This window comes from Albimonas donghaensis (assembly GCF_900106695.1).
Classification (GTDB): domain Bacteria; phylum Pseudomonadota; class Alphaproteobacteria; order Rhodobacterales; family Rhodobacteraceae; genus Albimonas; species Albimonas donghaensis.
Genome location: NZ_FNMZ01000001.1, coordinates 873728 through 898737, shown reverse-complemented (window position 1 = coordinate 898737; position 25010 = coordinate 873728). Strand labels below are relative to the sequence as shown.

General features: G+C 70.5%; 20 protein-coding genes. 9 read left to right on the top strand and 11 right to left on the bottom strand.

Features of this window, described 5'->3' with window-relative positions:
• The first annotated feature begins 20 nt into the window (after positions 1-20).
• From BLV24_RS03760 to BLV24_RS03750, 3 genes are all read left to right on the top strand, one after another.
• Positions 21-605 (top strand): CvpA family protein, encoded by a 585-nt coding sequence (locus tag BLV24_RS03760; RefSeq protein WP_092679770.1) that lies wholly within the window; start codon positions 21-23, stop codon positions 603-605.
• Positions 606-681: 76 nt separating this feature from the next.
• Complete coding sequence (purF, locus tag BLV24_RS03755) at positions 682-2166, top strand: amidophosphoribosyltransferase (RefSeq protein WP_092680258.1); 1485 nt, start codon at positions 682-684, stop codon at positions 2164-2166.
• A 7-nt stretch (positions 2167-2173) separates the two neighbouring features.
• Positions 2174-2842 (top strand): SDR family NAD(P)-dependent oxidoreductase, encoded by a 669-nt coding sequence (locus BLV24_RS03750; RefSeq protein WP_176954606.1) that lies wholly within the window; start codon positions 2174-2176, stop codon positions 2840-2842.
• A 338-nt stretch (positions 2843-3180) separates the two neighbouring features.
• On the opposite strand, the gene ntrX is transcribed toward BLV24_RS03750, so the two are convergent.
• The 5 genes from ntrX to dusB form a co-directional block, all read right to left on the bottom strand.
• Positions 3181-4596 (bottom strand): nitrogen assimilation response regulator NtrX, encoded by a 1416-nt coding sequence (gene ntrX, locus BLV24_RS03745; RefSeq protein ID WP_092679769.1) that lies wholly within the window; start codon positions 4594-4596, stop codon positions 3181-3183.
• Positions 4589-7051: a sensor histidine kinase NtrY-like gene (locus BLV24_RS03740; protein ID WP_092679768.1), complete on the bottom strand. Its 2463-nt coding sequence runs from the start codon at positions 7049-7051 to the stop codon at positions 4589-4591. Before BLV24_RS03740 ends, ntrX begins: the two co-directional genes overlap by 8 nt.
• A 197-nt stretch (positions 7052-7248) precedes the next feature.
• Positions 7249-8706 carry a nitrogen regulation protein NR(I) gene (gene ntrC / locus BLV24_RS03735; RefSeq protein WP_092679767.1) on the bottom strand — a complete coding sequence of 486 codons (1458 nt, stop codon included), beginning with the start codon at positions 8704-8706 and terminating at the stop codon, positions 7249-7251.
• Complete coding sequence (locus BLV24_RS03730; RefSeq protein ID WP_092679766.1) at positions 8703-9827, bottom strand: two-component system sensor histidine kinase NtrB; 1125 nt, start codon at positions 9825-9827, stop codon at positions 8703-8705. The genes ntrC and BLV24_RS03730 overlap by 4 nt, the downstream gene beginning before the upstream one ends.
• Complete coding sequence (dusB, locus tag BLV24_RS03725) at positions 9824-10840, bottom strand: tRNA dihydrouridine synthase DusB (protein ID WP_092679765.1); 1017 nt, start codon at positions 10838-10840, stop codon at positions 9824-9826. Before dusB ends, BLV24_RS03730 begins: the two co-directional genes overlap by 4 nt.
• Before the next feature lie 239 nt (positions 10841-11079).
• On the opposite strand from dusB, the gene BLV24_RS03720 reads away from it, so the two are divergent.
• From BLV24_RS03720 to BLV24_RS03710, 3 genes are read left to right on the top strand one after another with little or no spacing between them, the layout of a single operon-like run.
• Positions 11080-12312 (top strand): bifunctional 2-C-methyl-D-erythritol 4-phosphate cytidylyltransferase/2-C-methyl-D-erythritol 2,4-cyclodiphosphate synthase, encoded by a 1233-nt coding sequence (locus tag BLV24_RS03720; protein WP_092679764.1) that lies wholly within the window; start codon positions 11080-11082, stop codon positions 12310-12312.
• Between the two features lie 7 nt (positions 12313-12319).
• Positions 12320-12814: a phosphatidylglycerophosphatase A family protein gene (locus BLV24_RS03715; protein ID WP_245710370.1), complete on the top strand. Its 495-nt coding sequence runs from the start codon at positions 12320-12322 to the stop codon at positions 12812-12814.
• A gap of 4 nt (positions 12815-12818) precedes the next feature.
• Positions 12819-13322, top strand: a complete 504-nt coding sequence (locus BLV24_RS03710; RefSeq protein ID WP_092679762.1) for a CinA family protein — start codon at positions 12819-12821, stop codon at positions 13320-13322.
• A 101-nt stretch (positions 13323-13423) separates the two neighbouring features.
• Here the strand turns inward: BLV24_RS03710 and queA are convergent, their stop codons facing one another.
• Together queA and BLV24_RS03700 are read right to left on the bottom strand one after the other, a co-directional pair.
• The gene (queA, locus tag BLV24_RS03705) at positions 13424-14503 is read right to left on the bottom strand and encodes a tRNA preQ1(34) S-adenosylmethionine ribosyltransferase-isomerase QueA (protein WP_092679761.1); all 1080 of its coding nucleotides are present in this window, start codon (positions 14501-14503) and stop codon (positions 13424-13426) included.
• Positions 14504-14600: 97 nt separating this feature from the next.
• Complete coding sequence (locus BLV24_RS03700) at positions 14601-15134, bottom strand: peptidylprolyl isomerase (RefSeq protein ID WP_092679760.1); 534 nt, start codon at positions 15132-15134, stop codon at positions 14601-14603.
• Positions 15135-15374: 240 nt separating this feature from the next.
• On the opposite strand from BLV24_RS03700, the gene BLV24_RS03695 reads away from it, so the two are divergent.
• Positions 15375-17579, top strand: coding sequence for a putative bifunctional diguanylate cyclase/phosphodiesterase (locus BLV24_RS03695; RefSeq protein ID WP_092679759.1), 2205 nt, complete (start codon positions 15375-15377; stop codon positions 17577-17579).
• Between the two features lie 24 nt (positions 17580-17603).
• Here BLV24_RS03695 and coaD read toward each other — a convergent pair whose 3' ends face one another.
• The 4 genes from coaD to ppk2 all read right to left on the bottom strand — a co-directional run bounded on the left by coaD (position 17604) and on the right by ppk2 (position 22822).
• Complete coding sequence (coaD, locus tag BLV24_RS03690; RefSeq protein ID WP_092679758.1) at positions 17604-18113, bottom strand: pantetheine-phosphate adenylyltransferase; 510 nt, start codon at positions 18111-18113, stop codon at positions 17604-17606.
• A gap of 178 nt (positions 18114-18291) precedes the next feature.
• Positions 18292-18726, bottom strand: coding sequence for a CBS domain-containing protein (locus tag BLV24_RS03685; RefSeq protein WP_092679757.1), 435 nt, complete (start codon positions 18724-18726; stop codon positions 18292-18294).
• Positions 18727-18822: 96 nt separating this feature from the next.
• A complete protein-coding gene (gene uvrA, locus BLV24_RS03680; protein WP_092679756.1) occupies positions 18823-21684 on the bottom strand; it encodes an excinuclease ABC subunit UvrA in 2862 nt (953 codons plus the stop codon).
• Positions 21685-21883: 199 nt separating this feature from the next.
• Positions 21884-22822 (bottom strand): polyphosphate kinase 2, encoded by a 939-nt coding sequence (gene ppk2 / locus BLV24_RS03675; RefSeq protein WP_092679755.1) that lies wholly within the window; start codon positions 22820-22822, stop codon positions 21884-21886.
• 309 nt (positions 22823-23131) lie between these two features.
• Between ppk2 and ssb the strand changes: the two genes are divergently transcribed.
• Positions 23132-23641 (top strand): single-stranded DNA-binding protein, encoded by a 510-nt coding sequence (gene ssb, locus BLV24_RS03670; RefSeq protein WP_092679754.1) that lies wholly within the window; start codon positions 23132-23134, stop codon positions 23639-23641.
• 39 nt (positions 23642-23680) lie between these two features.
• Entirely contained in the window at positions 23681-24898 is a 1218-nt protein-coding gene (locus tag BLV24_RS03665; protein WP_092679753.1) for an NAD(P)/FAD-dependent oxidoreductase, read from the top strand.
• Positions 24899-25010: the final 112 nt, after the last annotated feature.

Sequence of the window (25010 nt, the reverse complement as noted above, 5' to 3'; positions counted from 1 at the left end):
TTGGCGAGGGACGAGAACGCATGAGCTTCACGATCGCGGACGGGGTGATCCTCGCCGTGCTGCTGATTTCGGGCCTGCTGGCCTGGTCGCGCGGCTTCACGCGCGAGGCGCTGGCGATCCTCGGCTGGATCCTGGCCGCCATCGCGGCGCTGAACGTCGCCCTGCTCATCGAGCCGCTGTTGCAGGAGATTCCGGGCGTCGGCCCCATGCTGGCCTCGTCCTGCACGCTCTCGAAGCTCGCCGCCTTCTCGGTGTCCTTCGCCATCGCGCTGATTCTGCTGTCGATCTTCACGCCGCTGTTCTCCTCGGCGGTGCAGGACAGCGTGCTGGGCCCGGTCGACAAGGGTCTGGGCTTCGTCTTCGGCGTGGCGCGCGGGCTGGTGCTCGCCGCCGTGGTCTACCTGATCTACGACCAGGTGGTGCCGCCCACGGACCGGCTGGCGATCATCGACGACTCGCGCCTGATCGGCATGATCGCCGAAGCCGCCTCGATCATGAGCGCCGAGCTGCCCACCACCCTGCCCTCCTGGCTCTTCGATCCGGTCAACAGCCTGATGTCCGAATGCGGCGGCGTGCCGGCGCTTTCGGGCGACGCTGCTGCATGACGACGCGATGACAAGCCGCCGGAACCGGAATATGTTCACCCCCGGCGCCAACCTCGCTCATGGGAGCTTCCAGCCGATGCAAGAGCCCCGCCGATTTCCGCTCGCCAGCCCGTTCGAGAGCCCCGACGGCGACAAGCTGCGCGAGGAATGCGGCCTGTTCGGCATCTACGGGGCCGGCGACGCCGCCAACTTCGTGGCGCTGGGCCTGCACGCGCTCCAGCATCGCGGCCAGGAGGCCGGGGGCATCGTCACGCATGACGAGTCCCGCGGCTTCAACGTGGTCAAGAAACTCGGCTACGTGCGCGACAACTTCACTTCCGCCGAGACCATGGAGCAGCTCCCCGGCCGCTCCGGCATCGGCCATGTCCGCTACTCGACCACCGGGTCCAAGGGCCATACCACCCTGCGCGACGTGCAGCCCTTTCATGGCGACCTCGCCGTCGGCGGCGTCGCCATCGCGCATAACGGCAATCTTACCAACGCCCTGCAGATCAAGCGCGAACTGATCGAGCGCGGCTCGCTGTTCCACACCACCTCGGACACCGAGGCGGTGCTGCATCTGATGGCCCGGTCCTTCCATCGCACCATCCCCGAACGCCTCAAGGACGCGCTGCGCCGCGTCGAAGGCGCGTTCTCCTTCCTGGCGCTGACCTCCGACGGGCTGATCGGCGTGCGCGACCCCCTTGGCGTGCGCCCGCTGGTGCTGGGACGGATCGGAGACGCCTGGATCCTGGCGTCCGAGACCTGCGCCCTCGACATCGTCGGGGCCGAGTTCATCCGCGACGTGCTCCCCGGCGAGATGGTGACCATCGACGACACCGGCCTGCGCTCCACCATGCCGTTCGAGCCGCAGCGCCCACGCTTCTGCATCTTCGAGCATGTGTATTTCTCGCGCCCCGACAGCGTCATCGGCGGCGCCTCGGTCTATGAGAGCCGCCGCCGCATCGGCGTCGAACTGGCGCGCGAGGCGCCGGTGGAAGCCGACCTGGTCTGCGCGGTGCCGGATTCGGGCACGCCGGCCGCCATCGGCTACAGCCAGGAATCGGGCATCCCCTTCGCCATGGGGATCATCCGCAACCAGTATGTGGGCCGCACCTTCATCGAGCCGACGGAGCAGATCCGCAACATGGGCGTGCGCCTCAAGCTCAACGTCAACCGCGCCATCATCCGCGGCAAGCGGGTGGTGCTGGTGGACGACTCGGTGGTGCGCGGCACGACCTCGATGAAGATCAAGGACATGATCCTCGACGCCGGCGCGCGCGAGGTGCATTTCCGCATCGCCTCGCCGCCCACCGCCTGGCCCTGCTTCTACGGCGTCGACACGCCCGACAAGGACAAGCTCCTCGCCTCTTCCATGTCGGAGGAGGAGATGCGCGACCATATCGGCGTCGACTCGCTGCGTTTCGTGTCGCTCGACGGCCTCTACCGCGCTGTGGGAGAGGAGACCGGCCGCGACCCCGAGCGGCCCCAATATTGCGACGCCTGCTTCTCGGGCGAATACCCCGTCCAGCCCTCCGACATGATCGAGATGGGCCGGATCTCTCTCAAGGCCGCCGAATAAGGCTCTCATGACGTTGGAACTTTCTGGAAAGGCGGCGCTGGTCACCGGCGCCTCCCGCGGCCTCGGCCGCGCGCTCGCCGAGGCGCTGGGCGCCCGTGGGGCCGAAATCATCGCCGTGGCCCGCACCGTCGGCGGGCTGGAGGAGCTGGACGACGCCATCCGGGCCGCCGGCGGCCCGGGCGCGACTCTGGTCCCGCTCGACGTCACCGACGATCCGGGGCTGGAGCGGCTGGGCGCCGCCATCCACCAGCGCTGGGGCCGGCTGGACCTCTGGGTTCATGCCGCCGTGCACGCGCCGCCGCTCTCGCCGGCCGAACATGCGGACGCCAAGGACTGGGACAAGACCTTCGCCGTCAACGCCCGCGCCACGGCGCGGCTGATCCGGGTGGTGGACCCGCTGCTGCGCGCCGCGCCGGCCGGGCGGGCGGTGTTCTTCGAGGATCTGGTGAATACCGGCCCCTTCCACGGCGCCTACGCCGCGTCGCAGGCCGCCGCCCGCGCCCTCACCGGCGCCTGGGCCGAGGAAGCCGCCGCGTTCCGCCACGAGGTCCTGCACCTCGCGCCTCCGGCCATGCCGACCGCGCTCCGCGCCCGCTTCCGTCCCGGCGAGGACCGCGAAGCCCTGACGCCCCCCGCCGCGGCCGCCGCGGCTCTGCTGCCGGACCTGTTGGGATGACCGCCCCCGGACGCTTGGCCTCGCCGGCCTGCGCGCCCGGTCACGGGGCCCCGCCCGCGCCCTGCCCCTGATCGGGGGCCAGGACGCCGACGACGCGCCCATCGCGGCGTGACCGGGACGCACCCCTCCCCCAGGCGCATCGCCCCCACGCAGCCCAACCTGCGCCTGGTCCACCTGATCCCGTCGGAAAGGCTGGCCCGCCTCACCGCCTGCAACGTGGCGAGAACGTCCCTCGACCTGCACGCCCCGCGCTCAGGCCCGGAAGGCTGGGAAACGGGCGGATCGACGGCCCTGCGGCCTCCGGGCGCCCCCGTCGGCCGGGTCCGCCTCTCCCGGCCTCAGTCCTCGAATTCCTCTTCGTCGCCCTCGCCGACCACCGCCACGCGCGCGCCGCCGCGGGTCACCGTGGCGACCCCGAGGCTCTTCAGTTTCCGGTGCAGCGCCGATCGCTCCATTCCCACGAAGGCCGCGGTCTTGGAGATGTTGCCGCCGAAGCGGTTGATCTGGGCGATAAGATAGTCGCGCTCGAACAATTCCCGCGCCTCGCGAAGCGGCAGCGTCGCCATGGCCGGCGACAGGATCGAGCCGCCCTCCGCCGGTTCCCCCGCCGATAACGGCAGCTCCTCCGGCCGGATATCGCCCGCGCCCTGCCCCAGGATCAGCACCTGCTCCATGACGTTGCGAAGCTGGCGCACATTGCCCGGCCAGTTCTGGGTCTGCAGCAGCGCCGAGGCGTCGGCCGACAGACGGCGCAGCGGCAGGCCCTCGCTCTCCGACAGGCGGGCGAGGAAATGCTCGGCCAGCATCGGGATGTCCTCGCGCCGCGCGGCCAGCGGCGGCGTCTCCAGCGGCACCACGGACAAGCGATGGTAGAGGTCCTCGCGGAACTTGCCGGCGCCGATCAGACCCTCCAGATCCCGCGTCGTGGCCGAAATCACCCGCGTGTCCACCTGCACCATGTCCGCGCCGCCGACGCGCGCGAAACGCTGATCGACCAGCACCCGCAGGATCTTGGCCTGGGTCCCCGGCGGCATCTCCGCCACCTCGTCGAGGAACAGGGTCCCGCCATGCGCCTTCTCGAACAGGCCGGGAACCACGCCGCCGTCGTCACGCTCGCGCCCGAACAGCGTCTCTTCCATCTTGCCCGGCTCGATCGTCGCCGAGTTGAGCACCACGAAGGCCTTGCCTGACCGCTCGGACCGCGCGTGGATATAGCGCGCCGCCACTTCCTTGCCGGACCCCGAGGGCCCCGACAGCAGCACCCGGCTCGCGGTCCGCGCCACCCGGTCGAGCTTCTGGCGCAGCGCCGCCACCGCATGGCTCGCGCCCAGGATCTCCGCCTGCTGCTGGTCCGAGACCTTCAGCGCGGCGTTCTCCCGGCGCAGGCGGCTCGCCTCCAGCGCGCGGGTGGCGACCAGCATCAGCTGATCGGTGGTGAAGGGCTTCTCGATGAAGTCGTAGGCGCCCTGCTTCACCGCGGCCACCGCGACCTCGATATTGCCGTGACCCGAGATGATCACCACCGGAATGTCCGGCTGGTTGCGACGCACGGTCTTGAGGATCTCGATCCCGTCCATGCGGCTGCCCTGCAACCAGATGTCGAGGATGATGAGATCGGGCCGCGCCGTCTCCACCGCCCGCAGCGCGCCGTCGGCGTCCGCGGCCTGTCGGGTCGCGTGGCCCTCGTCCTCCAGGATGTCGGCGACCAGTTCGCGGATATCCGCTTCGTCGTCGACCACCAGAATGTCAGCCATGCGTTCCTGCTCCTGCCTCTCCGCCGTCGGCGAGGTCTGCGCGCCCCGTCTCGGTCTCCGCGGTCTGCGCCGCCGCCTTGCGGCGATCGGCCTCGCGGTTTGCGTTATTGTCCGTCCCGGCGCGCGCCGTCGAAGGGCCCCCGCCCTCGGGCGTCCCCGTTCCGGGCCCCTTGCCGCCGCCCGCCGGCGTCGCCGGCAGGCGGATCACCGCCATCGCGCCTCGCGGCGCGTTTTTAGCCTCGCCTCGCGGCGCGTGCTTTTCGTCGCCCTGCCGCGCGGGCTCGGATTCGTCCTGCGGCGCATCCCCGGGCGTCGCGTCGGCGCCGTCAGGCCTGTCCCAGCCTTCCGGCGCATCGTCCAGCGCGAATCCCCCACCATGCTCTTCCACGATCTTCTTGACGATCGCGAGGCCGAGCCCCGTGCCCTTGTCTCTCGTGGTCACATAGGGCTCGAGCAGGCGAGAGCGACCTGTCTCCGGCAAGCCGACCCCATTGTCCATGATCCGGATCACCTCGGCCTCCGGCGTCCGGGTCAGCTCCACCCGCACCCGGCCCGGCGGCTCGGGGCGAAGTGCGAGCCGAGCCTCCACCGCCTCGCCGGCGTTCTTGAGCAGATTGGTCAGCGCCTGCGCCAGCATTCCCCGGTCGCAGCGGATGGCGCGGGGCTCGCCGTGCTCGACCGCCTCGAAGATCACCGAACCGCCGGCCTCCGATTGCAGCAGCACGGCTTCGCGCAGGATCTCGCCCACGTCGTTGGGCTCGGGCACCGGCGCCGGCATCCGGGCGAAGCGCGAGAACTCGTCGACCATGCGGCGGATGTCGCCCGCCTGCCGCACGATCATGTCCGAGTAGCTGTCGAACCGCTCCCGCTCGCGTCCCTCCAGCCGGCCGGCGAACTTGGCCTTGAGGCGTTCGGCGGAAAGCTGGATCGGGGTCAGCGGGTTCTTGATCTCATGCGCGATGCGCCGGGCGATGTCGCCCCAGGCGGCCATGCGCTGAGCGGCGACCAGCTCGGTCAGGTCGTCGAAGGTCAGCACGAAAGCCTCCGCGTCCCCGTCCGGCGCGGTGCGCGCCACGCGGGCCAGGAAATCCCGGTCCGCGCCCTGGAGGCTCGCGTGGATGCGGTCGGTGGCGTGTCCCGCCCGGCGATCCCGCGCCTGGTCCAGCAGCGGCTGGAACATGGGCGCGAGTTCCCCCAGCGGCCGTCCCGCGGCCTCCAGCGGGGTCACCCCCAGCATCCGCGCGCCGGCCTCGTTCAGCAGCTCCACCCGTCCCGCCGCGTCCAGGCGCGCGACCCCGGCGGTCACGCCCCCCAGCACGGTGGCCATGAAGCGCCGGCGCCGCTCGGTCTCGTGGTTCACCGCGACCAGCGCGTCGCGCTGGCCCTTCACCTGCTCGGTCATGCGGTTGAAGATCCGGCTCAGCACCGCGATCTCGTCGTCGCCGCGCTCCTCGCGCACCCTTACGTCCAGATCGCCCGCGCCGACCCGTTCCGCCGCGCCGGCCAGCCGTCCGATGGGCCGCGCCAGGCGCTCCGCGAAATAGAGCCCCGCCCAGATCGCCGCCAGCGTCACCACCAGCGCGAAGCCCACATAGAGGATCGCGAATTCCAGAAGGATGGTGGAGCGGTCCTTCTCCAGCCGCTCGTATAGCTGGACGGTGTCCTGGGTCTCGTCCAGCAGGCGCAGCACCTCGCCGTCCACGTTGCGGCTGACCAGCAGATAGTAGTCGAAGAAGCTCCGCAGGTAGACCAGCGCCCGGATCTCGTTGGCGTCGCTGTCGGAGACCACGACGACCTCCCCCGCCCGCGCCCGGGCCAGCGCCTCGGTATCCGGCGGCACGAACCCGAAAAGGTAGGAGAACTCGCCCCGCGCCCGCAGCTCCATCGAGCTGTCGAAGACATAGGCCTCCGGGAACTCGCGCAGCCGGGCCTGGGCGCGCAGCAGTTCGCCCAGCTGGCCGTCGTTGATCCCCTGCTCGCCAGCGCGGTTGAGGTCGTTGGCCATGGCCAGGATCTCGGCCCGGATGCGGCGCCGGTGCTCCTGCTCGTAGCTCTGCGCGGTCACCAGCGAATTGCGCACGACCGAACCGATCTGATCCGAAAACCAGCCCTCGATCCCGAAACTGACGGTGAGCGTCGCGAAGACCGCGACGAGAATGGTCGGCGCCAGCGCCATGACCGCGAACACCCCGGTCAGCCGCAGATGCAGGCGCGAGCCCGCCGAGCGCGCGCGCCGCGCCGAGATCAGCGCCGTGACCCGCCAGATCACCAGCCCCGCGATGACGAGGATGTATACGACGTCGAGCAGGAAGACCCCGCGCAGCGTCTCCTGGCGCACCGGCCCGTCGACGCCCCCGGACAGGGCCCAGCCGGTCAGCGCCGCCAGCACCGGGCCGACAAGCACCACCAGCACCGTCACCTGCAACCGGGCGGCCCGCGACCAGCCGCCCTTCATTACCGCGCCGGGCAAGGCCGCGGCGTTGTCGATCAGGGAGCGTGCTGCGCGGGCGCTGCGCGGGGCCAAATCGTGCCTTTCGGATCAAGGTGCCGGGCGATCGCCGGGGAACGCGCCCCGACCGCATCGTGAGACCGGCGGACAAGGCTTCGGACCGGGACCAGGCGCCGATAAGCGCCCGTCCCACTGTTGCAACTTTACATCAACGTCTTGCCGCGCGTGACCGGAATGTCAAGCTCTCTGATCTTCTTGCGCAACGTATTCCGGTTGATGCCGAGCAGGTCCGCGGCGCGAAGCTGGTTCCCCCGCGTCGCCGAGAGCGTCAGCGCGATCAGCGGCAGCTCCACTTCCCGCAGGATCCGGTCATAAAGACCCGGCGGCGGCAGCGCGTCGCCATGCAGCTGGAAATAGGCGCGCAGATGCGCCTCGACCGAGGCCCCCAGCGACGCCCCCCGCTCCACGTCCGGCGCGACGGCGGAGGGGCGGGCCGCCAGCTCCTTTTCGACGTCGGCGAGGCTGATGACATCGTCGGCGCACAGGGCCGCCAGCCGCTTCATCAGGTTCTCGAGCTCGCGCACGTTGCCGGGCCAGGCCTGGGACTTCAGCGCCTCCAGCGCCTCGGAGCTCACCGCCTTGCGCGGCAGCCCCTCGCTTTCGGCCTTGCGCAGGAAGGCGCGGGCGAGGTCGGGCACGTCCTCTACCCGGTCGCGCAGAGGCGGCAGGCGCACCGGCACCACGTTGAGCCGGTAGAACAGGTCCTCGCGGAACGAACCCTCGTTGATCAGCCCGCGCAGGTCCTGGTGGGTGGCGGCGATCACCCGCACGTCGGCCTTGATCGGCGTGCGCCCGCCGATGCGGGTGAACTGGCCGTCCTGCAGCACCCGCAGCAGCCGGGTCTGGGCGTCCAGCGGCATGTCCCCGATCTCGTCGAGGAACAGCGTGCCCGAGGCCGCGGCCTCGAACTTGCCGGCCATCCGCTCGGTGGCGCCGGTGAAGGCGCCGCGCTCATGGCCGAACAGCTCCGCCTCGATCAGGTCGCGCGGGATCGCGGCCATGTTCACCGCCACGAAGGGGCCCTGCTTGCGCCAGCCGAAGCTGTGCAGGGCGCGGGCCACCAGTTCCTTGCCCGTCCCGCTCTCGCCGTTGATCATCACCGTCAGGTCGGTGTTCATCAGCCGCGCCATGATCCGGTAGACTTCCTGCATGGCCGCCGAGCGGCCGATGATCGGAAGCCCCTCGTCCCGGCCCGTATCCGGCGACGCCGCCTCGGGCGTGCGGGCGCCTTCCAGGGCGCGCTCCACATGCTCGATCACCTGGCGCAGGTCGAAGGGCTTGGGCAGGTATTCGTAGGCCCCGACCTCCGCGGCGCGGATCGCGGTCAGCATGTTGTTCTGCGCCGACATCACGATCACCGGCAGCTCCGGCCGCTTCTTGCGGATCGCCGGCAGCAGGTCCAGCGCGTCGCCGTCGGGCATCATCACGTCGGTGACGATGGCGTCGCCCTCGCCGTCCTCCACCCAGCGCCACAGGGTCGACGCCGATCCGGTCGAGCGCACCCGGCATCCCGCCCGGGTCAGCGCCTGGCTCAGCACCGTGCGGATGGCGCGATCGTCGTCCGCGACCAGGACCGTCCCGTTCAACCGACCGCCGCTCATGCCTTCGTCTCCTTCTTCGCGCGCGCCTTGGCGCCGCGCGCCCTGGTTTCGGCCGGATCGGTCCACACCGGCAGCAGCAGCCGGAAGGTGGTCCAGCCCGGATCGCTCTCGCATTCCACGACGCCGCCATGATCCGCCACGATCTTGGAGACCAGCGACAGCCCCAGCCCCGAGCCCGTGGATTTCGAGGTCACGAAGGGCTCGAAGATGTCCCGCTTCAGCCCCTCCGGCACGCCCGAACCGTTGTCCGAAATGGTGACCTGAAGCGGCAGGCTCTCATGCCCGCCGCCGGGAGAGGCCATGCGGATGCCCGGCCGGTATGACGTGCGGATGGTGATCATGCCGCCCACCTGCGGCGTCGCCTCGGCGGCGTTCTTGAGCAGGTTGAGAAACACCTGCATCAACTGCCCGGAATCGCCCATGGTCGGCGGCAGGGACGGGTCGAACTCCTCCGCGAAGCGCACATGCTTGGCGAAGCCCGACGCGGCCGACAGCTTGGCGCGGTCCAGCACGTCGTGGATGTTGACCGGAAGCCGCTGGGCCAGGCGGTTGTCCCCGAACAGCTCCACCTTGTCGAGCAGCTTGGCGATGCGGTCCGCCTCCTCGCGGATCAGGTCGGTCAGCTCGGTCTCCTCGTCGCCGAGCTGCATGGCCAGCAGCTGCGCGGCGCCCGAGATCCCGGCCAGCGGGTTCTTGATCTCATGCGCCAGCATCGCCGCCATCCCGGTGACCGAGCGCGCCGCCGCCCGGTGGGTCAGCGAACGGTCCATCTTCTCGGCCACCGACTGGGGCTGGATGACCAGCAGCACGTCGCCCCCGGTCTCGGCGATCTTGGCGATATGGATGTCAGCCACCCGCGGCGGCCGGTCGGCGAAGCCGATCTCCATGTCATGCTCGCCGACCGAGAGCGTGCCGCCGCGCACCTGGTCTACCAGGTCGGCGATGCGCGAGTTCGGGCCGAACAGCATCTCCAGGGCGCGTCCCTCCAGCACCTTGGCCGAAAGGTCGAAGAACACCTCGGCGGCGCTGTTGACCTCGACCACCTTGTCCTCGGCGTCGAACAGCAGCGCCGCGAAGGGAACGGCGTTCCAGATGGCGGACCAGCGGGCCTCTTTGGTCATGCGGCGTCCTCGATGGCGCGGGAGGGGCCGGCGGGGATCTCCGCCAGCAGTCCGGGCAGTTCGGCCCGCAGGGCGGCGAGCACCCTTGCGGGGCTTTCCTCGCGCATCAGGCGGGCGATCAGGGGCTTCGCGCCGGGCGCGCGTTCCAGCCGCCAGCCGAGATGCTTGCGCGCGCAGCGCCGGCCGGTTTCGGTTCCGTAGAAGGACAGCATGTCCTCGTAGTGCGCGCAGCAGAGGTCGGTCTCCGCCTCGGGCCCCGGCTCGGGCGGCGGCCGCCGCCCCGCGAGCCCGGCGGCGATGCGCGCCGGCAGCCAGGGCCTGCCCCGCGCCGCGCGCCCGACCATCACGCCCGCCGCGCCGGATCGCGCCAGCGCCAGGCGCGCGTCCTCGGCGTCGGCGATATCGCCATTGGCGATCACCGGGATGGAGACCGCGCGCACCGTCTCCCCGATCGCGGTCCAGTCCGCGGCGCCCTCGTAGAACTGGCAGCGGTCGCGGCCATGCACCACGATCATCGCGACGCCCGCGGACTCCGCCCGCCGGGCGATGTCGGGGGCGTTGCGGCTCGTCGCGTCCCAGCCCAGCCGCATCTTCAGCGTGACCGGGACCGAGACCGCCTCCGCCGCCGCCTCGATCAGGCTCAGCGCCAGGTCGGGGACCCGCATCAGGGCCGAGCCCGAGAGCCCGCCCGTCACCTTCTTGGCCGGGCAGCCCATGTTGATGTCCACGACCGGCGCGCCCAGCCCCTCGGCCAGGCGCGCGGCTTCCGCCACCCAATGCGGCTCGCGCCCGGCGATCTGCACCGAGGTCAGGCCCAGCCCGCCCTCGATCTCCGCCTTGGCGCGCGCACGCGCATCCCCCGTCGCGATCTCGCGCGAGGCGATCATCTCCGACACCATCATGCCCGCGCCGAACCGCGCGACCTGCCGCCGAAAGGGCAGATCCGTGATTCCTGCCATGGGCGCGAGCATTACCGGATCCCGGAGAGACAGATTGCCTACAGAGACACACATCTGCTCATTCCTTATGCACGGACAACGCATAGCCTTGGGCCTTGAGCGGCGCAAGACCGCGCTGTAGCGTCCGCCCCGCGACAACTCGCAACCCCCTTCCCCGGCCGCGCCGCGCCCACGCCGATGCGCCCGCCCGGCCCGTCCCTCGCCTCACGGAGCGCCCAGCCGCGATGTCCCCCGCCGCGTCTTCCCCAACCGCGCCTTCCCCAACCGCGTCTTCCCCGACCGCGCCCCCGCCGATGCTGCACGCGCTGGTCGTCGCCGCCGGCCGGGGAACCCGCGCCGGACCCGGCGGCCCCAAGCAATACCGGCGCCTGGGCGGGGTCCCGGTCCTGCGCCGCACGCTGGCGGCCCTCGCCGCCGCGGGGGCCGAGCGCATCGCCGTCGTGATCCATGTCGACGACGTCGCCGCCTATGCCGAGGCGGTGGCCGGGCTCGACGCGCCGCTCGCCCCGCCCGTCGCCGGCGGCGCGACCCGGCAGGAGAGCGTGCGCCTGGGGCTGGAGGCGCTGGCCGCCGCCCCCGACGCGCGCGTTCTGATCCACGACGCCGCCCGCCCCTTCGCGACGCCCCGGCTGGTGGGCGACGTCGCGGCCGCGCTCGACGCCCATCCCGCCGCCTGCCCCGTCCTGCCGCTCGTCGACACCCTGCGTCGCGACTCAGACGGCTTCGCTGGAGAGCTTCTCCCCCGCGACAGGCTGGTCCGCGCCCAGACCCCGCAGGGTTTCCGTTACGCCGCGATCCTCGACGCCCATCGCCGCGCCGCCGAAACCGGGCTGGAGGCGACCGACGACGCCGAGCTCGCCCGCGCCGCCGGTCTCGCCGTGGCCCTGACGCCGGGCGATCCCGCGAACATCAAGCTGACCACCCCGGAGGATTTCATGCGCGCCGAGGCCGACCTCGCCCGATCCGCCCCCACGGCCCATACCGAATACCGGTCCGGAAGCGGCTTCGACGTCCACGCCTTCGGCCCCGGCGATCAGGTCACGATCTGCGGCGTCTCGATTCCCTTCGACCGGGGCTTTCTCGCTCATTCCGACGGCGACGTGGGCATGCACGCCCTCACCGACGCCATCTTCGGGGCGCTGGCCGAGGGCGATATCGGCCGCTGGTTCCCGCCCTCCGACCCGCAATGGAAGGGCGCGGACTCGGCGATCTTCCTCGCCAAGGCCGCGGAGCGCGTCGCCGCCCGCGGCGGGCGCATCGTCAATGTCGACGTGACGCTGATCTGCGAAGCGCCCAAAATCGGCCCGCATTCGGATCTAATGAGACGCCGCCTCGCCGAGATCCTGCGGATCGACCTCGGCCGGGTCTCGGTGAAGGCCACCACCACCGAGCGGCTCGGCTTTCCCGGCCGCGGCGAGGGCATCGCGGCCCAGGCCGCGGCAAGCCTCGCCCTGCCGTGCGCCCCGCCCGCGGACGATCGTTCCGATGACGAACGCGCCGATGCCATGAACGGCGTTCCAACCTGAGATGAGCATGATCACTTCCGGCTTCGCGACCCTCTTCGGCCTCGGCGTGCGCGCGCCCTTCGCGCCGGGCACCTTCGGCTCCCTCGCCGCCCTGCCCGCGGGCTGGCTGCTGCACTGGGCCGGGGGCTTCCCGCTTTTCGCCTTCGGGCTGATCGTCGCCACCGTGCTGGGCTACACGTCGACGGACCGCTACCTCGCCGCCCATGGCGAGAAGGACCCGGGCGAGGTCATCGCCGACGAATTCGCCGGCCAGCTGCTCGCCATGGCGCCGCTGTCGCTGGGCCTCTGGCTCGCCAACGCCGCGCCGCATGTGTTCCCCTGGCCGGGCTGGGTCGCGGCCTTTCTTCTTTTCCGCGCCTTCGACATACTCAAGCCCCCGCCGGTTTCCACGGCCGAGCGCCTGCCCGGCGCGCTCGGCGTCATGGCCGATGATCTGGTGGCGGGGCTGATCTCGGCGATCCTGGTCACGGCCGCGGCCGCGATCGCGCATGGATGGCTCTGAGTCTATGACCGACGACCTGCTCCCGCCCGAGATCCTGACGCTCGCCGCCGAGGTGGTCGCCGCCGCCAAGGCCGCCGGCGTGAAAATCGTGACCGCCGAGAGCTGCACCGGCGGGCTCATCATGGGCGCGCTGACCGCCATCGCGGGGTCTTCGGCCGTCGCCGAGCGGGGTTATGTGGTCTATTCCAACCATGCCAAGCAGGAGGCGCTGGGCGTCTCCGGCGCGGTATTGCGCGAGCATGGCGCGGTGTCCGAGCCCGCCGCCGGCGCCATGGCCACGGGCGCGCTGGAACGCTCCCGCGCCCGGATCGCGGTATCGGTCACCGGCGTCGCCGGTCCCGGCGCGTCCGGCCCCAAGCCCGAGGGCATGGTCTGTTTCGGCCTCGTGGCGGGAACCGACCCAGTGCGCACCGAGACCATCCAGTTCGGCGCGCTCGGCCGCGGCAAGGTGCGCGAGGCCACCATCCTGCACGCCCTCGCCCTGCTGAAATCCGCCTGCGAAACCTGAGCCTGCGGGAGATGGGCCTGCGGGACCGGAGCGCGCCCTTCGCCACGCGGTAGGGCGGGTGCGAACCCGCCTCCCCCGCCGCCGCCCGCGCCCGCGCCCGGTCAAGGGAACAGCAGGCTGGAGTCCCCGTAGGAATAAAACCGATACCGCTCCGCCACCGCGTGAGCGTAGATGGCGCGCATCCGATCCATCCCCACCAGCCCCGCGACCAGCATCATCAGCGTCGAGCGCGGCAGGTGGAAATTGGTCATCAGCCCATCGGCGATGCGGAACCGATGGCCAGGCCGAATGAAAATGTCGGTGTCGCCGGCCCAGGGCTCCAGAAAGCGGTCCTCGCGCCCCGCCGTCTCCACCAGCCGCAGCGCCGTGGTGCCGACCGGGATCACCCGGCCGCCCGCCGCGCGGGTCTCGAGCACCGCCTCGGCCGCGGCCTCGGGCACCTCGCCCCATTCCGAATGCATCTTGTGGCCGTCGAGCGTGTCCGACTTCACCGGCAGGAAGGTCCCCGCCCCCACATGCAGCGTCAGCCGGGTCGAGCGCACGCCCGCCGCCTCCAGCGCCGCCAGCAGCGGCGCGTCGAAATGCAGGCTCGCGGTCGGGGCCGCGACGGCGCCGAGCTTCGAAGCGAACACCGTCTGGTAATCGTCCCGGTCGGCCGCGTCCGCCGCGCGCCGCTGCGCGATATAGGGAGGCAGCGGCATCACCCCGGCCTCCGCGATGGCCGTGTCCAGCGCCGGCCCGCCCCGGTCGAAGACCAGCCGCACCTCGCCGCCCTCGGCCTTTTCGGTCAGCTCGGCGCCCAACGCCCCGTCCGCGCCGAAATACAGCCGGTCCCCCACCCGCAGCCGCTTGCCCGGCCGCGCCAGCGCCCGCCAGGCGGCATCGCCCTCGCGCGCGATCAACGTCGCCTCGACCTTCGCCACGCCCGGCCCGTCCGCGCTCTCGCGCCGCCGCTCGCCGAACAGCCGCGCCGGGATCACGCGGGTGTCGTTGAACACCAGCAGATCGCCCGGCCGCAGGATCGAGGCCAGGTCCGAGACCCGCCGATCCTCGATCCCCCCCCCGGTCTCTCCGCCCCCCCCGGGGCGCGAGACCAGCATCCGCGCAGAGGACCGCGGCCGCGCCGGCCGCAGCGCGATCAGCGCCTCGGGCAACTCGAAATCGAAATCGTCGACGCGCATCGGCCCGTCCGTCCCTGCCGCCCCGTCGCCCGGGGCCCCAAACGAAAAGGGCCGGGCGCGAAAAGCTCGCGCCCGGCCCGCAACCGTCAGTCCCGGCTCACTTGTCGGCGAGCAGGTAGACCTTGACCATCTTGTCGGGATTACGCGGCGGCTCGCCCTTGGCGATGTTGTCCACGTGCTCCATGCCCTCGATCACCTGGCCCCAGACCGTGTACTGGCCGTTGAGGAAGTGACCCGGCGCGAACATGATGAAGAACTGCGAGTTCGCCGAGTTCGGGTTCTGCGACCGCGCCGCGCCCACCGTCCCGCGCTCGAACGGCACGGAGGAGAACTCCGCCGGCACGTCGGGCAGCTTGGAGCCGCCGCGGCCGGTCCCGGTCGGGTCGCCGGTCTGGGCCATGAAGCCGTCGATCACGCGGTGGAACACCACGCCGTCGTAAAAGCCCTCCTTGGCGAGCGTCTTGATGCGCTCGACATGCTGGGGCGCCACCTGCGGCAGCAGCTCGATCAGGACGTTTCCGTCCTTGAGCTCGATGACGAGGGTGTTCTGCGGGTCCTGCTCCACGGCCAGGGCCTCCATCTGCGGGGCGAAAAGGGTCAGCGCGAAAAGCGCGGCGATCAGTCGTTTCATCACCGGAGGCTCCTGCCTGCTCAGGGGACGCGGCGCGGATCGATCACGCCGGAGATCCGGGGCGTATCGCGGATCGCGCCCGGGGTCAAACCACGCCCGCGGCGCCGCGATTAAGCGTCCCGTAAGCATCAGGGCCTTACGAGTTTTCCACGCGCCTGCGGGATCGCCCGCTTCCGAGGCGGACGCCCCCTCGGCCAGAGCCCCCGGATCGCCGGGACGATGCGAAGAAGGAGAGGCCTGATGATGCGCAGCAACGGCCGCTTGATCGGCGGAAGGGCCAGCGGCTTGCGCATGCCCGCCCTTCTGCTGCTCGCGGCCCTGTGCTTCGTGGCCTCGCTCGAAGGCGTGATGATCTGGACGGTCGGCAAGGCGGAGGAAGGGCATGCCAGCCGCCTCGCCCAGTCCTGGGTCGCGCATATGCGCCGCGCCCTGCCCGACCTGCCGCGCAAGTTGCTCGGCGTCGGCCTGAGGGAGGCTGACGAAGACGCCCTTCGCGACGCCGGCCTGATCGAGGAAGCCTTCGCCTTCAAGCTTTTCGACACCGCGGGACGAGAGGTCGCGGTGCTGCGGACCTGGAATGGCCGGGGCCTGGCCCATGTGCGGATCCACGACGCCTCCGCGCCGCTCCCGTCAGCGTCGGAGGCGCGGGCCGCACGCCCGGCGTCCCGCCGCAGGTACCGGCCCGAACCCACCGCCGAGGCCGCGCCCGACCCGGCCGTGGACAGCCTCGCCGCCGCGCAGCCCGAGGTCTGGCGCATGATCCGCGCAGGCCGCACGGTGATCGAGCTCGACGACGCCGGCGACGCCGACGACCGCCCGCAGCGCTACGCGGAGGCGTTCCTGCCCCTCCACGCGCCCAACGGCGATCTCGCCGGCTATGTCGAGATCTATCTCGACGTCACCAGCTTTTCGGAGGAGATGACCGAAACCATGCGCATCGCCGGCGTCGGCGTGGCGCTGGTGGCGCTGATCGGCTTCGGGGCGCCGGCGCTGGGCTGGCTGGCGACGCGCGGCAGATCCCGCAAGGCGCAGGACGAAATGCAGCGGATCGCGCAGCGCGACCTGCTCACCGGCCTTCCCAACCGGGCCGGTTTCGCCACCGAAGCCTCCCGCCTGGCGCAGGAGGTCGCGAAAGAGGGCGAAAGTTTCGCGGTGATCTGCATCGACATCGACGGCTTCCACTCGGTGAATGACCTGCATGGCGCGGAAAGCGGCGACGCGGTGCTGCGCCGGATCGCGGCCGGCCTGCGCGCCAGCCTGCGCCGCGGCGACATCCTGGGGCGTCTGGGCGCCGACATGTTCGGGGTGGTCGTGCGCCTCGCGCCCGATGCGCAGCTGGAACCTATTCTCGCGCGCCTCTCGACCCGTTGCGCAGCGCCGATCACGGTATCGGGCCGGGCGATTTCGGTCAGCGTCTCCATCGGCGCCTGTCGGATGGACGCAGGCGCGCTGGGCGTGGACGGCGGCCTGCGCCGCGCCGAAATCGCCTTGCAGGAGGCCCGGACCCTGGGCCAGGGCCAGATGCGCGTCTTCCGGCCGGAGATGGAGACCCGTGTCCGCCGTCGCCGGCAGGTGGAACGCAGCATCCGCGACGGCATCCTGCGCAACCGCTTCTCGTTGCATTATCAACCGCTGGTCCGGGCCGAAGACGGCCGCACCCGCGGCTTCGAGGCGCTGATGCGCCTGACCGACGCCTCCGGCAAGCCGATCTCGCCCGGCGAGTTCATTCCCGCCGCCGAGGATATCGGCGCCATCGACCAGCTCGGCGCCTGGGCCCTGCACGAAGCCACCGCCGCCGCCGCCCAATGGCCCGAGCCGCTGACCGTCGCCGTCAACCTGTCGGTGGAGCAGTTCCGCGACGGCGGGCTCATCGCCTCGGTCCGCAGCGCGCTGGACGCGTCCGGCCTGGCGCCCGAGCGACTGGAGCTCGAGGTCACCGAATCCCTCCTGATCTCGAACGTCGAGGAAGTGGAGGCCCAGCTCGAAGATCTGAAGGCGCTCGGCGTCTCGCTGGCCATGGACGATTTCGGGACAGGCTACTCCAGCCTGTCCTATCTCTGGCGCTTCCGCTTCGACCGGCTGAAGCTGGACCGCAGCTTCGTTCTGGCCTTCGACCAGAAACCGGACCGCGCCCGCACGACCATCTCCGCCATCATCGCGCTGGGACGGCGGCTCGACATGAAGGTCACCGCGGAAGGGGTCGAGACCAGAAGCCAGGCCGAGGCTCTGGTGGACCTGGGCTGCGACAACCTGCAAGGCTTCTATTTCGGCGCCCCGATGCCCGAGGCGCAGCTGCGCGAGGTGATGCGCTGGGAGGCCGAGGCCGAACACGACCTCGCCCCCCCTCGCAAACGCCCGGCCGCCTTCGGCCGGGAGGACATCGCCTCCCGACCGGCCGACGACCCGCCGGACCTGGAGCGGCGCGCCGGCGGCGGCCTGCGCTGACCCGCTCGCCGCGGCGCTCCGGGTTCAGCGCCCCAGACGCGTCAGCAGCTGGGTCTCGATTTCCTTCGGCACGAAGTTCGAGACATCGCCGCCCAGCCGCGCGATCTCCTTGACCAGCTTGGAGGCGATGGCCTGATGATGCGCGTCGGCCATCAGGAACAGGGTCTCGACCGAATCGTTCATGGCCCGATTCATGCCGACCATCTGGAACTCGTACTCGAAATCCGACACCGCGCGCAGGCCGCGCACGATCACCTGCGCGCCCACCTGTTCGGCGAAATGGATGAGCAAGTTCTCGAACGGCTCGCAGACGATCTGCGTGCCGGTCTGCTCCGCGATCGGCTTGACCTGCGCCTCGATCATCTCGGTCCGTTCCTCGAGCGAGAACAGCGGACCCTTGTCCCGATTGATCGCGACGCCGATCACCAGCTTGTCGACCAGAGTCGCCGCGCGGCGGATGATGTCCAGATGGCCCAACGTGACCGGGTCGAACGTGCCCGGATAAAGGCCCGTGCGCGTGGTGCTGCGCGTCATGTCCCCTCCCTGCCGGGTCGCGGACGCGGGCCGGGGTCGTCCTGACGCCCGGCGCGCGGGCGCCCGTTCTTTGAACCGCTCCCGTGCGGTCGTCAGGACAAGCGACACCATCCGAGCCGCTTGGTCAAGAGCGGCCCAGGCAGGAAAAAGCGCCGGAAACGCCCCCGCGCATACGGGCCTAGTAGCCCTTGATCATATCCGTGAGCGCCTCGGCCTCGTGCTGCAGCACGTCCATCCGATACTTCACCACGTCGCCGATGGAGATCACGCCCGCGAGCCGGCCCTCGTCGATGACCGGGATGTGGCGAAACCGCCCGGTGGTCATGCGCTGCATGATCTCGGCCACGTCATCCTCGGGCGCGCAGGTCACGACCTTGGCCGTCATGACGTCCGCCACCGGCATCGACAGGCAGGTCGCGCCGTCCGTTCCCAGCCAGCGCACCACGTCGCGCTCGGAGATGATGCCGGCCACGGCCTTGCCGTCATTCGACACCACCAGCGCGCCGATTCGCTTGCTGGACAGCGCAGCGGCCGCGTCGGCCACCGTTTCGGCGGCGGTGATCGTGGCCACGTCGGCCGAGCCTTTCTGACGGAGAATCCTGGCGACGGTCATGGCGTTGCTCCCGGGTCCGAGGTTCCTGACCAGGGGAGCGTGACGCGCGACGGGCGTATCCGTCAAGCAGCATGCAAGCGCGAATTGAGAGGGCCGCTATTCGGCGGCCACCCGCCCCTTCGCGGCGAAGATCTCGCCGAGATAGCGCCCGGTATGCGACCGCGGCTCGCGCGCCACATCCTCCGGGGTCCCGACCGCGACGATCTCGCCGCCGCCATCGCCGCCCTCGGGCCCGATGTCGATCAGCCAGTCCGCGGTCTTGATCACGTCCAGGTTGTGCTCGATCACCACTACCGAATTGCCCTGATCGACAAGATGATGGAGCACTTCCAGCAACTTACGCACGTCTTCGAAATGCAGGCCGGTGGTCGGCTCATCGAGGATGTAGAGCGTGCGGCCCGTGGCGCGTCGGCTGAGCTCCTTGGCCAGCTTGACCCGCTGCGCCTCGCCGCCCGAGAGCGTGGTGGCCTGCTGGCCGACCCGGACATAGCCCAGCCCCACCTGCATCAGCGTGTCCATCTTCTCCCGGATCGAGGGCACCGCCTGGAAGAACTGCTGGGCGTCCTCAACCGTCATATCAAGAACGTCCGCGATACTCTTGCCCTTGAAAAGAACTTCGAGCGTCTCACGGTTGTAGCGCTTGCCGTGACAGGTTTCGCATTCGACGTAGACGTCGGGCAGGAAATGCATCTCGATCTTGATGACGCCGTCGCCCTGGCAGGCCTCGCAGCGGCCGCCCTTCACGTTGAAGCTGAAGCGGCCGGGCTTGTAGCCGCGGGTCTTCGCCTCCGGCAGGCCGGCGAACCAGTCGCGAATATGGGTGAAGGCGCCGGTGTAAGTGGCTGGATTCGAACGCGGCGTGCGCCCGATCGGCGACTGGTCGATGTCCACCACCTTGTCGAGATGCTCCAGCCCCTTCAGGCTCCGGCACGGTCCGGGAACCTGCTTGGCCCCGTTCAGGCGCATGGAGGCGGTCTTGAACAGAGTCTCGATGGTCAGCGTGGACTTCCCGCCGCCGGAGACGCCGGTGACGCAGACGAACTCGCCCAGCGGGAACGCGGCGGTCACGTCCCTCAGGTTGTTGCCGCTGGCCCCCTCGACCACCAGCGACTTGCCGTTGCCCTTGCGCCGCTCAGCCGGAATCGCAATCTCGCGCGCGCCCGAAAGATACATTCCCGTCAATGACTTCGGATGCGCCGCGATATCCGCCGGGGTCCCTTCGGCGATGATCTCGCCGCCATGCACGCCGGCGCCGGGGCCGATGTCGACCACGTAGTCGGCCTCGCGGATCGCTTCCTCGTCATGCTCGACCACGATCACCGTGTTGCCCTGATCGCGGAGATTCTTCAGCGTCTCCAGCAGCCGACCGTTGTCGCGCTGATGCAACCCGATGGAGGGCTCGTCCAGCACGTAGAGCACGCCCGTGAGCCCCGACCCGATCTGGCTAGCAAGTCGGATCCGCTGGCTTTCCCCGCCCGAGAGCGTCCCCGATCCTCGCGACAGGGTCAGATAGTCCAGCCCGACATTCACAAGAAATCCAAGACGTTCGCGGATTTCCTTGAGGATCGCGGCCGCGACCTGGTTCTTCTGCACCGACAGCGCCTCGGGCGCGGCCTCGATCCAGTCAAGCGCGTCGCGAATCGACTTTTGCGTCACGATTCCAATGTGATCGCCGCCGATCTTCACGGCCAGCGCTTCCGGCTTCAACCGTGCGCCGCCGCAGGCCCCGCAGGGACGGTTGTTCTGGTAGCGCTCGAACTCCTCGCGCACCCAGTTGCTGTCCGTCTCCCGCCAGCGCCGCTCCATGTTGGGCACCACGCCCTCGAACGGTCGCGAGACCGAGTAGACCCGCCCCCCCTCGTCGTAGCGGAACGCGATCTCCTCCTTGCCGGAGCCGCGCAGGAACACCTCGCGCACCTTTTCCGGCAGGTCTTTCCAGGCCGTCTTGAAGTCAAATTCGTAATGTTTCGCAATGGCTTCGATGGTTTGCTTGAAGTAGGGGCTCTTGGATTTCGCCCAAGGGGCCAGCGCGCCGTTCCAGATCGACAGGCTTTCATCCGGCACGATCAGGCGGTCGTCGAAATAGAGCTCCATCCCCAGCCCGTCGCATTTCGGGCAGGCCCCGAAGGGCGCGTTGAAGGAGAACAGCCGCGGCTCGATCTCAGCGATGGTGAAGCCGCTGACCGGACAGGCGAATTTCTCGGAGAACACGAACCGCTCCGGGTCGCCCTCCTTCGGCGCGGTTTCCACCACCGCGATGCCGTCGGCGAGCCCGAGCGCGGTGGAGAACGAGTCCGCCAGCCGTTGCTCGATCCCCTCGCGGACCACGATCCGGTCGATCACCACGTCGATGTTGTGGCGGAACTTCTTGTCCAGCACCGGCGGCTCGTCGAGCTCGTAAAACTCGCCGTTGACCTTCACCCGCTGGAATCCCTGCTTGCGCAAGTCCGCGAATTCCTTGCGGTATTCGCCTTTGCGGTCGCGCACCATGGGGGCGAGCAGGTAGGCGCGCACGCCGTCCTCCATCGCCATCACCCGGTCGACCATGTCGGAGACCTGCTGCGCCTCGATCGGCAGCCCGGTGGCCGGCGAATAGGGCGTTCCGGCGCGGGCGAAAAGCAGGCGCATGTAGTCGTAGATCTCGGTCACCGTGCCGACGGTCGAGCGCGGATTCTTCGAGGTCGTCTTCTGCTCGATCGAAATCGCCGGCGAGAGGCCCGAGATATGGTCCACGTCCGGCTTCTGCATCATGTTGAGGAACTGGCGCGCGTAGGCCGACAGGCTCTCCACATAGCGCCGCTGCCCTTCGGCGTAGATGGTGTCGAAGGCCAGCGAGGACTTGCCCGATCCCGACAGCCCGGTGATCACCACCAGATTGTCGCGCGGCAGGTCCACATCGATGGACTTGAGATTGTGCTCGCGCGCGCCGCGGATCGAGATGGTCTTGAGCTCAGTCATGGATCGTTCTCCGCCCCGCGCGCCGTCTGAATTCGCAAGCCCTCCAGATAGGCCGTCGGGCCGGGGTTGCGAGACCTCAAAATGGTAAACGAAACGAGAACATTCACGCAAGCCCGCGCGGCGCGAGGTCGCTGCTGACAGCACGTTGTCAGCAGCCCCGGCCCCGCTCGCCCCGGTCGAAGATGCTCGCGGCGGGGTTTCAGTCCCCCGGATCGCCGCCGGCCCGGGCCGCGGGAATGACGCCCGCGTCGCCCGCCGCGGCGTCCGCCGGCCGCGCCCAACTCAGCCCGCGCGTGCCCTGGCGCACGATCAGCGGGTCGGGATGGGCGACCACCGCCGGGTCTTTGTCCGCATAATCCAGCCGCGAAAGAAAGTGCCGCATACAGTTGATCCGCGCGCGTTTCTTGTCGTCGGACTTGATCAGGGTCCAGGGCGCGTCGGCGGTGTCCGTATGGCGGAACATCGCCTCCTTGGCCACGGTGTACTCATCCCAGCGCCCGACCGAGGCGAGGTCCACCGGCGACAGTTTCCAACGCTTCAGCGGGTCGGTCTCGCGCGCCTTGAAGCGCCGGCGCTGCTCGGCCCGGCTGACCGAGAACCAGTACTTGATCAGCGTCACGCCGGAGCGCGCCCACATCCGCTCCAGCTCCGGGGCCTGATGCATGAACTCGATGTATTCGGCCTCGTCGCAAAAGCCCATCACCCGCTCCACCCCGGCGCGATTGTACCAGGACCGGTCGAACAGCACCAACTCGCCTGCGGTGGGCAGGTGTTTGATATAGCGCTGGAAATACCATTGCCCGCGCTCCACGTCGGTGGGCTTCTCCAGCGCCACCACCCGGGCGCCGCGGGGATTGAGATGCTCCATGAACCGCTTGATCGCGCCGCCCTTGCCGGCGGCGTCGCGGCCTTCGAAGACGATGACGATGCGCTGCCCGGTGTCGCGCGCCCAGGCCTGGACCTTCAGCAATTCCACCTGAAGTTCGGCCTTGCGGGCTTCGTAGGCCGGGCGGCGCATTTTGGTGGCGTAGGGATAATCGGCCGACTCGAAGGCCCGGCGCAGCGCGTCCGGGTCATGGCGGCGCTCTCCCAGGGTCTGGGGATGGTCCGGGCGCGGCGGGGCCACGTCATCCTGCATGTCTCGCCTCGCTGGGTCTGTCTGCCGGTCGGTTTCGCGACGGGATCATGACGCCCGCCCGGGCGCCGCAGGTCAAGTCCGCCGGGCGCGCCGGGCCCGGACGATCCGCGCCCCGCCCCCCGGCGGCGCCCTCCGCCGCCGCCCCTCCGTGGCGTCGCCCGGCCTCCGGGGCCATGGCCTTGGCGCGGACGCGCCGCTAACGTCCCCCCCGAGCCGGCATCGACCGGAATCGAGTCGCTTCGGCCCCCGCCGTGAGCCGTATGCGCGGCCCGCGGGAAGTCGGGCGAGGCACGGCAGAAGAGGGCGGACATGGCGGGCAGCGTCAACAAGGTCATCATCATCGGCAATCTCGGGCGCGACCCGGAGGTCCGGACGTTCCAGAACGGCGGCAGGGTGTGCAACCTGCGTATCGCGACCTCCGAGACCTGGCGCGACAAGAACAGCGGCGAGCGCAAGGAGCGGACCGAGTGGCACTCGGTCGCCATCTTCTCCGAGCCGCTGGCGAAAGTGGCGGAGCAGTATCTCCGCAAGGGCTCGAAGGTCTATATCGAGGGCCAGCTCGAGACCCGGAAATGGCAGGACCAGTCCGGCCAGGACCGTTATTCGACCGAAGTCGTGCTGCGCCCCTTCCGCTCCGAACTGACCATGCTCGACGGCCCCGGCGGCCAGGGCGGCGGCGGCGGTGATTTCGGCGGCGGCGGCGGCGGCGGCGGATATGGCGGCGGTTCCGGCGGGGGCGGCGGCGGCCGGTCCTCGGGCGGCGGCGGCGGCGATTTCGGCGGCGGCCGCTCGGATCTCGACGACGAGATCCCGTTCTGACCGGACGCTGAACCGATGGCTGAGAGGGGGAGCGCGGCGATGGCCGGCATGGTGATCCTCGGCGCGGGCCAGGCCGGCGCCTCGCTGGCGGCCGCGCTGCGCGCGAAGGGCTATGACGGCCCGGTGACGCTGGTGGGGGACGAGCCCGCCGCGCCCTATCAGCGCCCGCCCCTCTCCAAGAAATACCTGCTCGGCGAGATGGCCCGGGACCGCCTGCTGCTGCGCCCCGAAGCCTTCTACGCCGAGCATGACATCGCCTTGCGCACGGGCCTGAAGGCCGCCTCGATCGACCGCGCCGCGAAGACGGTGCGGTTCCAGGACGGCGAGACGCTGGCCTATGACAAGCTCGCCCTGACCACCGGCGCCCGCCCCCGCGCCCTGCCCGAAGCCCTCGGCGGCGCGCTGCCCGGCGTCTTCGCCGTGCGCAGCCTCGCCGACGTGGACGCCATGGCCCCCGAATTCGTCGAAGGCCGGCGGCTGCTGGTGGTCGGCGGCGGCTATATCGGGCTGGAGGCGGCGGCGGTCGCGGTCTCGCTCGGCCTCCGGGTCACGCTGATCGAGGCCGCGCCGCGCATCCTCGGCCGCGTCGCCTGCGCCGAGACCGCCGGCTGGTTCGCCGCCCTGCACCGGGCCCGCGGCGTGGACCTGCGCGAGGGCGTGGGCCTGACGCGGCTGGAGCCGGGCCCCGACGGCCGCGTCGCCCGCGCCGTGCTGGCCGAGGGCGCGCCGCTCGACGTGGATTTCGTGCTGGTCGGCATCGGCGTGCAGGCCAATGCGGAGCTGGCCGAGGCCGCGGGCCTCGCGCTCGCGCCCTCCGGCGGGATCGAGGTCGACGCCGCCTGCCGCACCGCCGACCCGTCGATCTTCGCCGCCGGCGACTGCGCCTCCTTGCCGTGGCGGGGCGCGCGGATCCGCCTGGAATCGGTGCAGAACGCCATCGAACAGGGCGAGGCCGCCGCGGCCTCCATGCTGGACGAGCCGGTGGACTATGACCCGATGCCCTGGTTCTGGTCCGACCAGTTCGACGTGAAGCTGCAGATCGCCGGCCTGGCCCGCGACTGGGACCGCATCGTCACCCGCCCCGGCACGCGGGCGGGGGCGCTCTCCCACTGGTATTTCCGCGGGGCGGAGCTGATCGCGGTCGACGCCATGAACGACCCGCGCGGCTACATGACCGGCAAGCGCTGGCTGGAAGCCGGGCGCAGCCCCGACCCGGACGCGCTGGCCGACCCGGGCGCCGACCTCAAGACGCTCTGAGGCCGGGGGCCCGACCACCCGAAGGCCGCGCCAGCGGCCGGAGAAGAGGGCGTGCCCGAAGGGCGCCGCAGGGTTCGCTGACGCCGGCCGCGGCTCAAGGCCCTCTCGCCAT

Bases quoted from the DNA above. Each gene is read 5' to 3' on its own strand.
- BLV24_RS03720 (WP_092679764.1), top strand. From the start codon at position 11,080: ATGCTGCACGCGCTGGTCGTCGCCGCCGGCCGGGGAACCCGCGCCGGA.
- coaD (WP_092679758.1), bottom strand. From the start codon at position 18,113: ATGACGCGCAGCACCACGCGCACGGGCCTTTATCCGGGCACGTTCGAC.
- BLV24_RS03740 (WP_092679768.1), bottom strand. From the start codon at position 7,051: ATGAAGGGCGGCTGGTCGCGGGCCGCCCGGTTGCAGGTGACGGTGCTG.
- BLV24_RS03695 (WP_092679759.1), top strand. From the start codon at position 15,375: ATGATGCGCAGCAACGGCCGCTTGATCGGCGGAAGGGCCAGCGGCTTG.
- BLV24_RS03685 (WP_092679757.1), bottom strand. From the start codon at position 18,726: ATGACCGTCGCCAGGATTCTCCGTCAGAAAGGCTCGGCCGACGTGGCC.
- BLV24_RS03715 (WP_245710370.1), top strand. From the start codon at position 12,320: ATGATCACTTCCGGCTTCGCGACCCTCTTCGGCCTCGGCGTGCGCGCG.
- uvrA (WP_092679756.1), bottom strand. From the start codon at position 21,684: ATGACTGAGCTCAAGACCATCTCGATCCGCGGCGCGCGCGAGCACAAT.
- BLV24_RS03700 (WP_092679760.1), bottom strand. From the start codon at position 15,134: ATGAAACGACTGATCGCCGCGCTTTTCGCGCTGACCCTTTTCGCCCCG.
- ssb (WP_092679754.1), top strand. From the start codon at position 23,132: ATGGCGGGCAGCGTCAACAAGGTCATCATCATCGGCAATCTCGGGCGC.
- purF (WP_092680258.1), top strand. From the start codon at position 682: ATGCAAGAGCCCCGCCGATTTCCGCTCGCCAGCCCGTTCGAGAGCCCC.
- BLV24_RS03750 (WP_176954606.1), top strand. From the start codon at position 2,174: ATGACGTTGGAACTTTCTGGAAAGGCGGCGCTGGTCACCGGCGCCTCC.
- queA (WP_092679761.1), bottom strand. From the start codon at position 14,503: ATGCGCGTCGACGATTTCGATTTCGAGTTGCCCGAGGCGCTGATCGCG.
- BLV24_RS03730 (WP_092679766.1), bottom strand. From the start codon at position 9,827: ATGACCAAAGAGGCCCGCTGGTCCGCCATCTGGAACGCCGTTCCCTTC.
- ppk2 (WP_092679755.1), bottom strand. From the start codon at position 22,822: ATGCAGGATGACGTGGCCCCGCCGCGCCCGGACCATCCCCAGACCCTG.
- BLV24_RS03760 (WP_092679770.1), top strand. From the start codon at position 21: ATGAGCTTCACGATCGCGGACGGGGTGATCCTCGCCGTGCTGCTGATT.
- ntrX (WP_092679769.1), bottom strand. From the start codon at position 4,596: ATGGCTGACATTCTGGTGGTCGACGACGAAGCGGATATCCGCGAACTG.
- ntrC (WP_092679767.1), bottom strand. From the start codon at position 8,706: ATGAGCGGCGGTCGGTTGAACGGGACGGTCCTGGTCGCGGACGACGAT.
- dusB (WP_092679765.1), bottom strand. From the start codon at position 10,840: ATGTGTGTCTCTGTAGGCAATCTGTCTCTCCGGGATCCGGTAATGCTC.
- BLV24_RS03710 (WP_092679762.1), top strand. From the start codon at position 12,819: ATGACCGACGACCTGCTCCCGCCCGAGATCCTGACGCTCGCCGCCGAG.
- BLV24_RS03665 (WP_092679753.1), top strand. From the start codon at position 23,681: ATGGCCGGCATGGTGATCCTCGGCGCGGGCCAGGCCGGCGCCTCGCTG.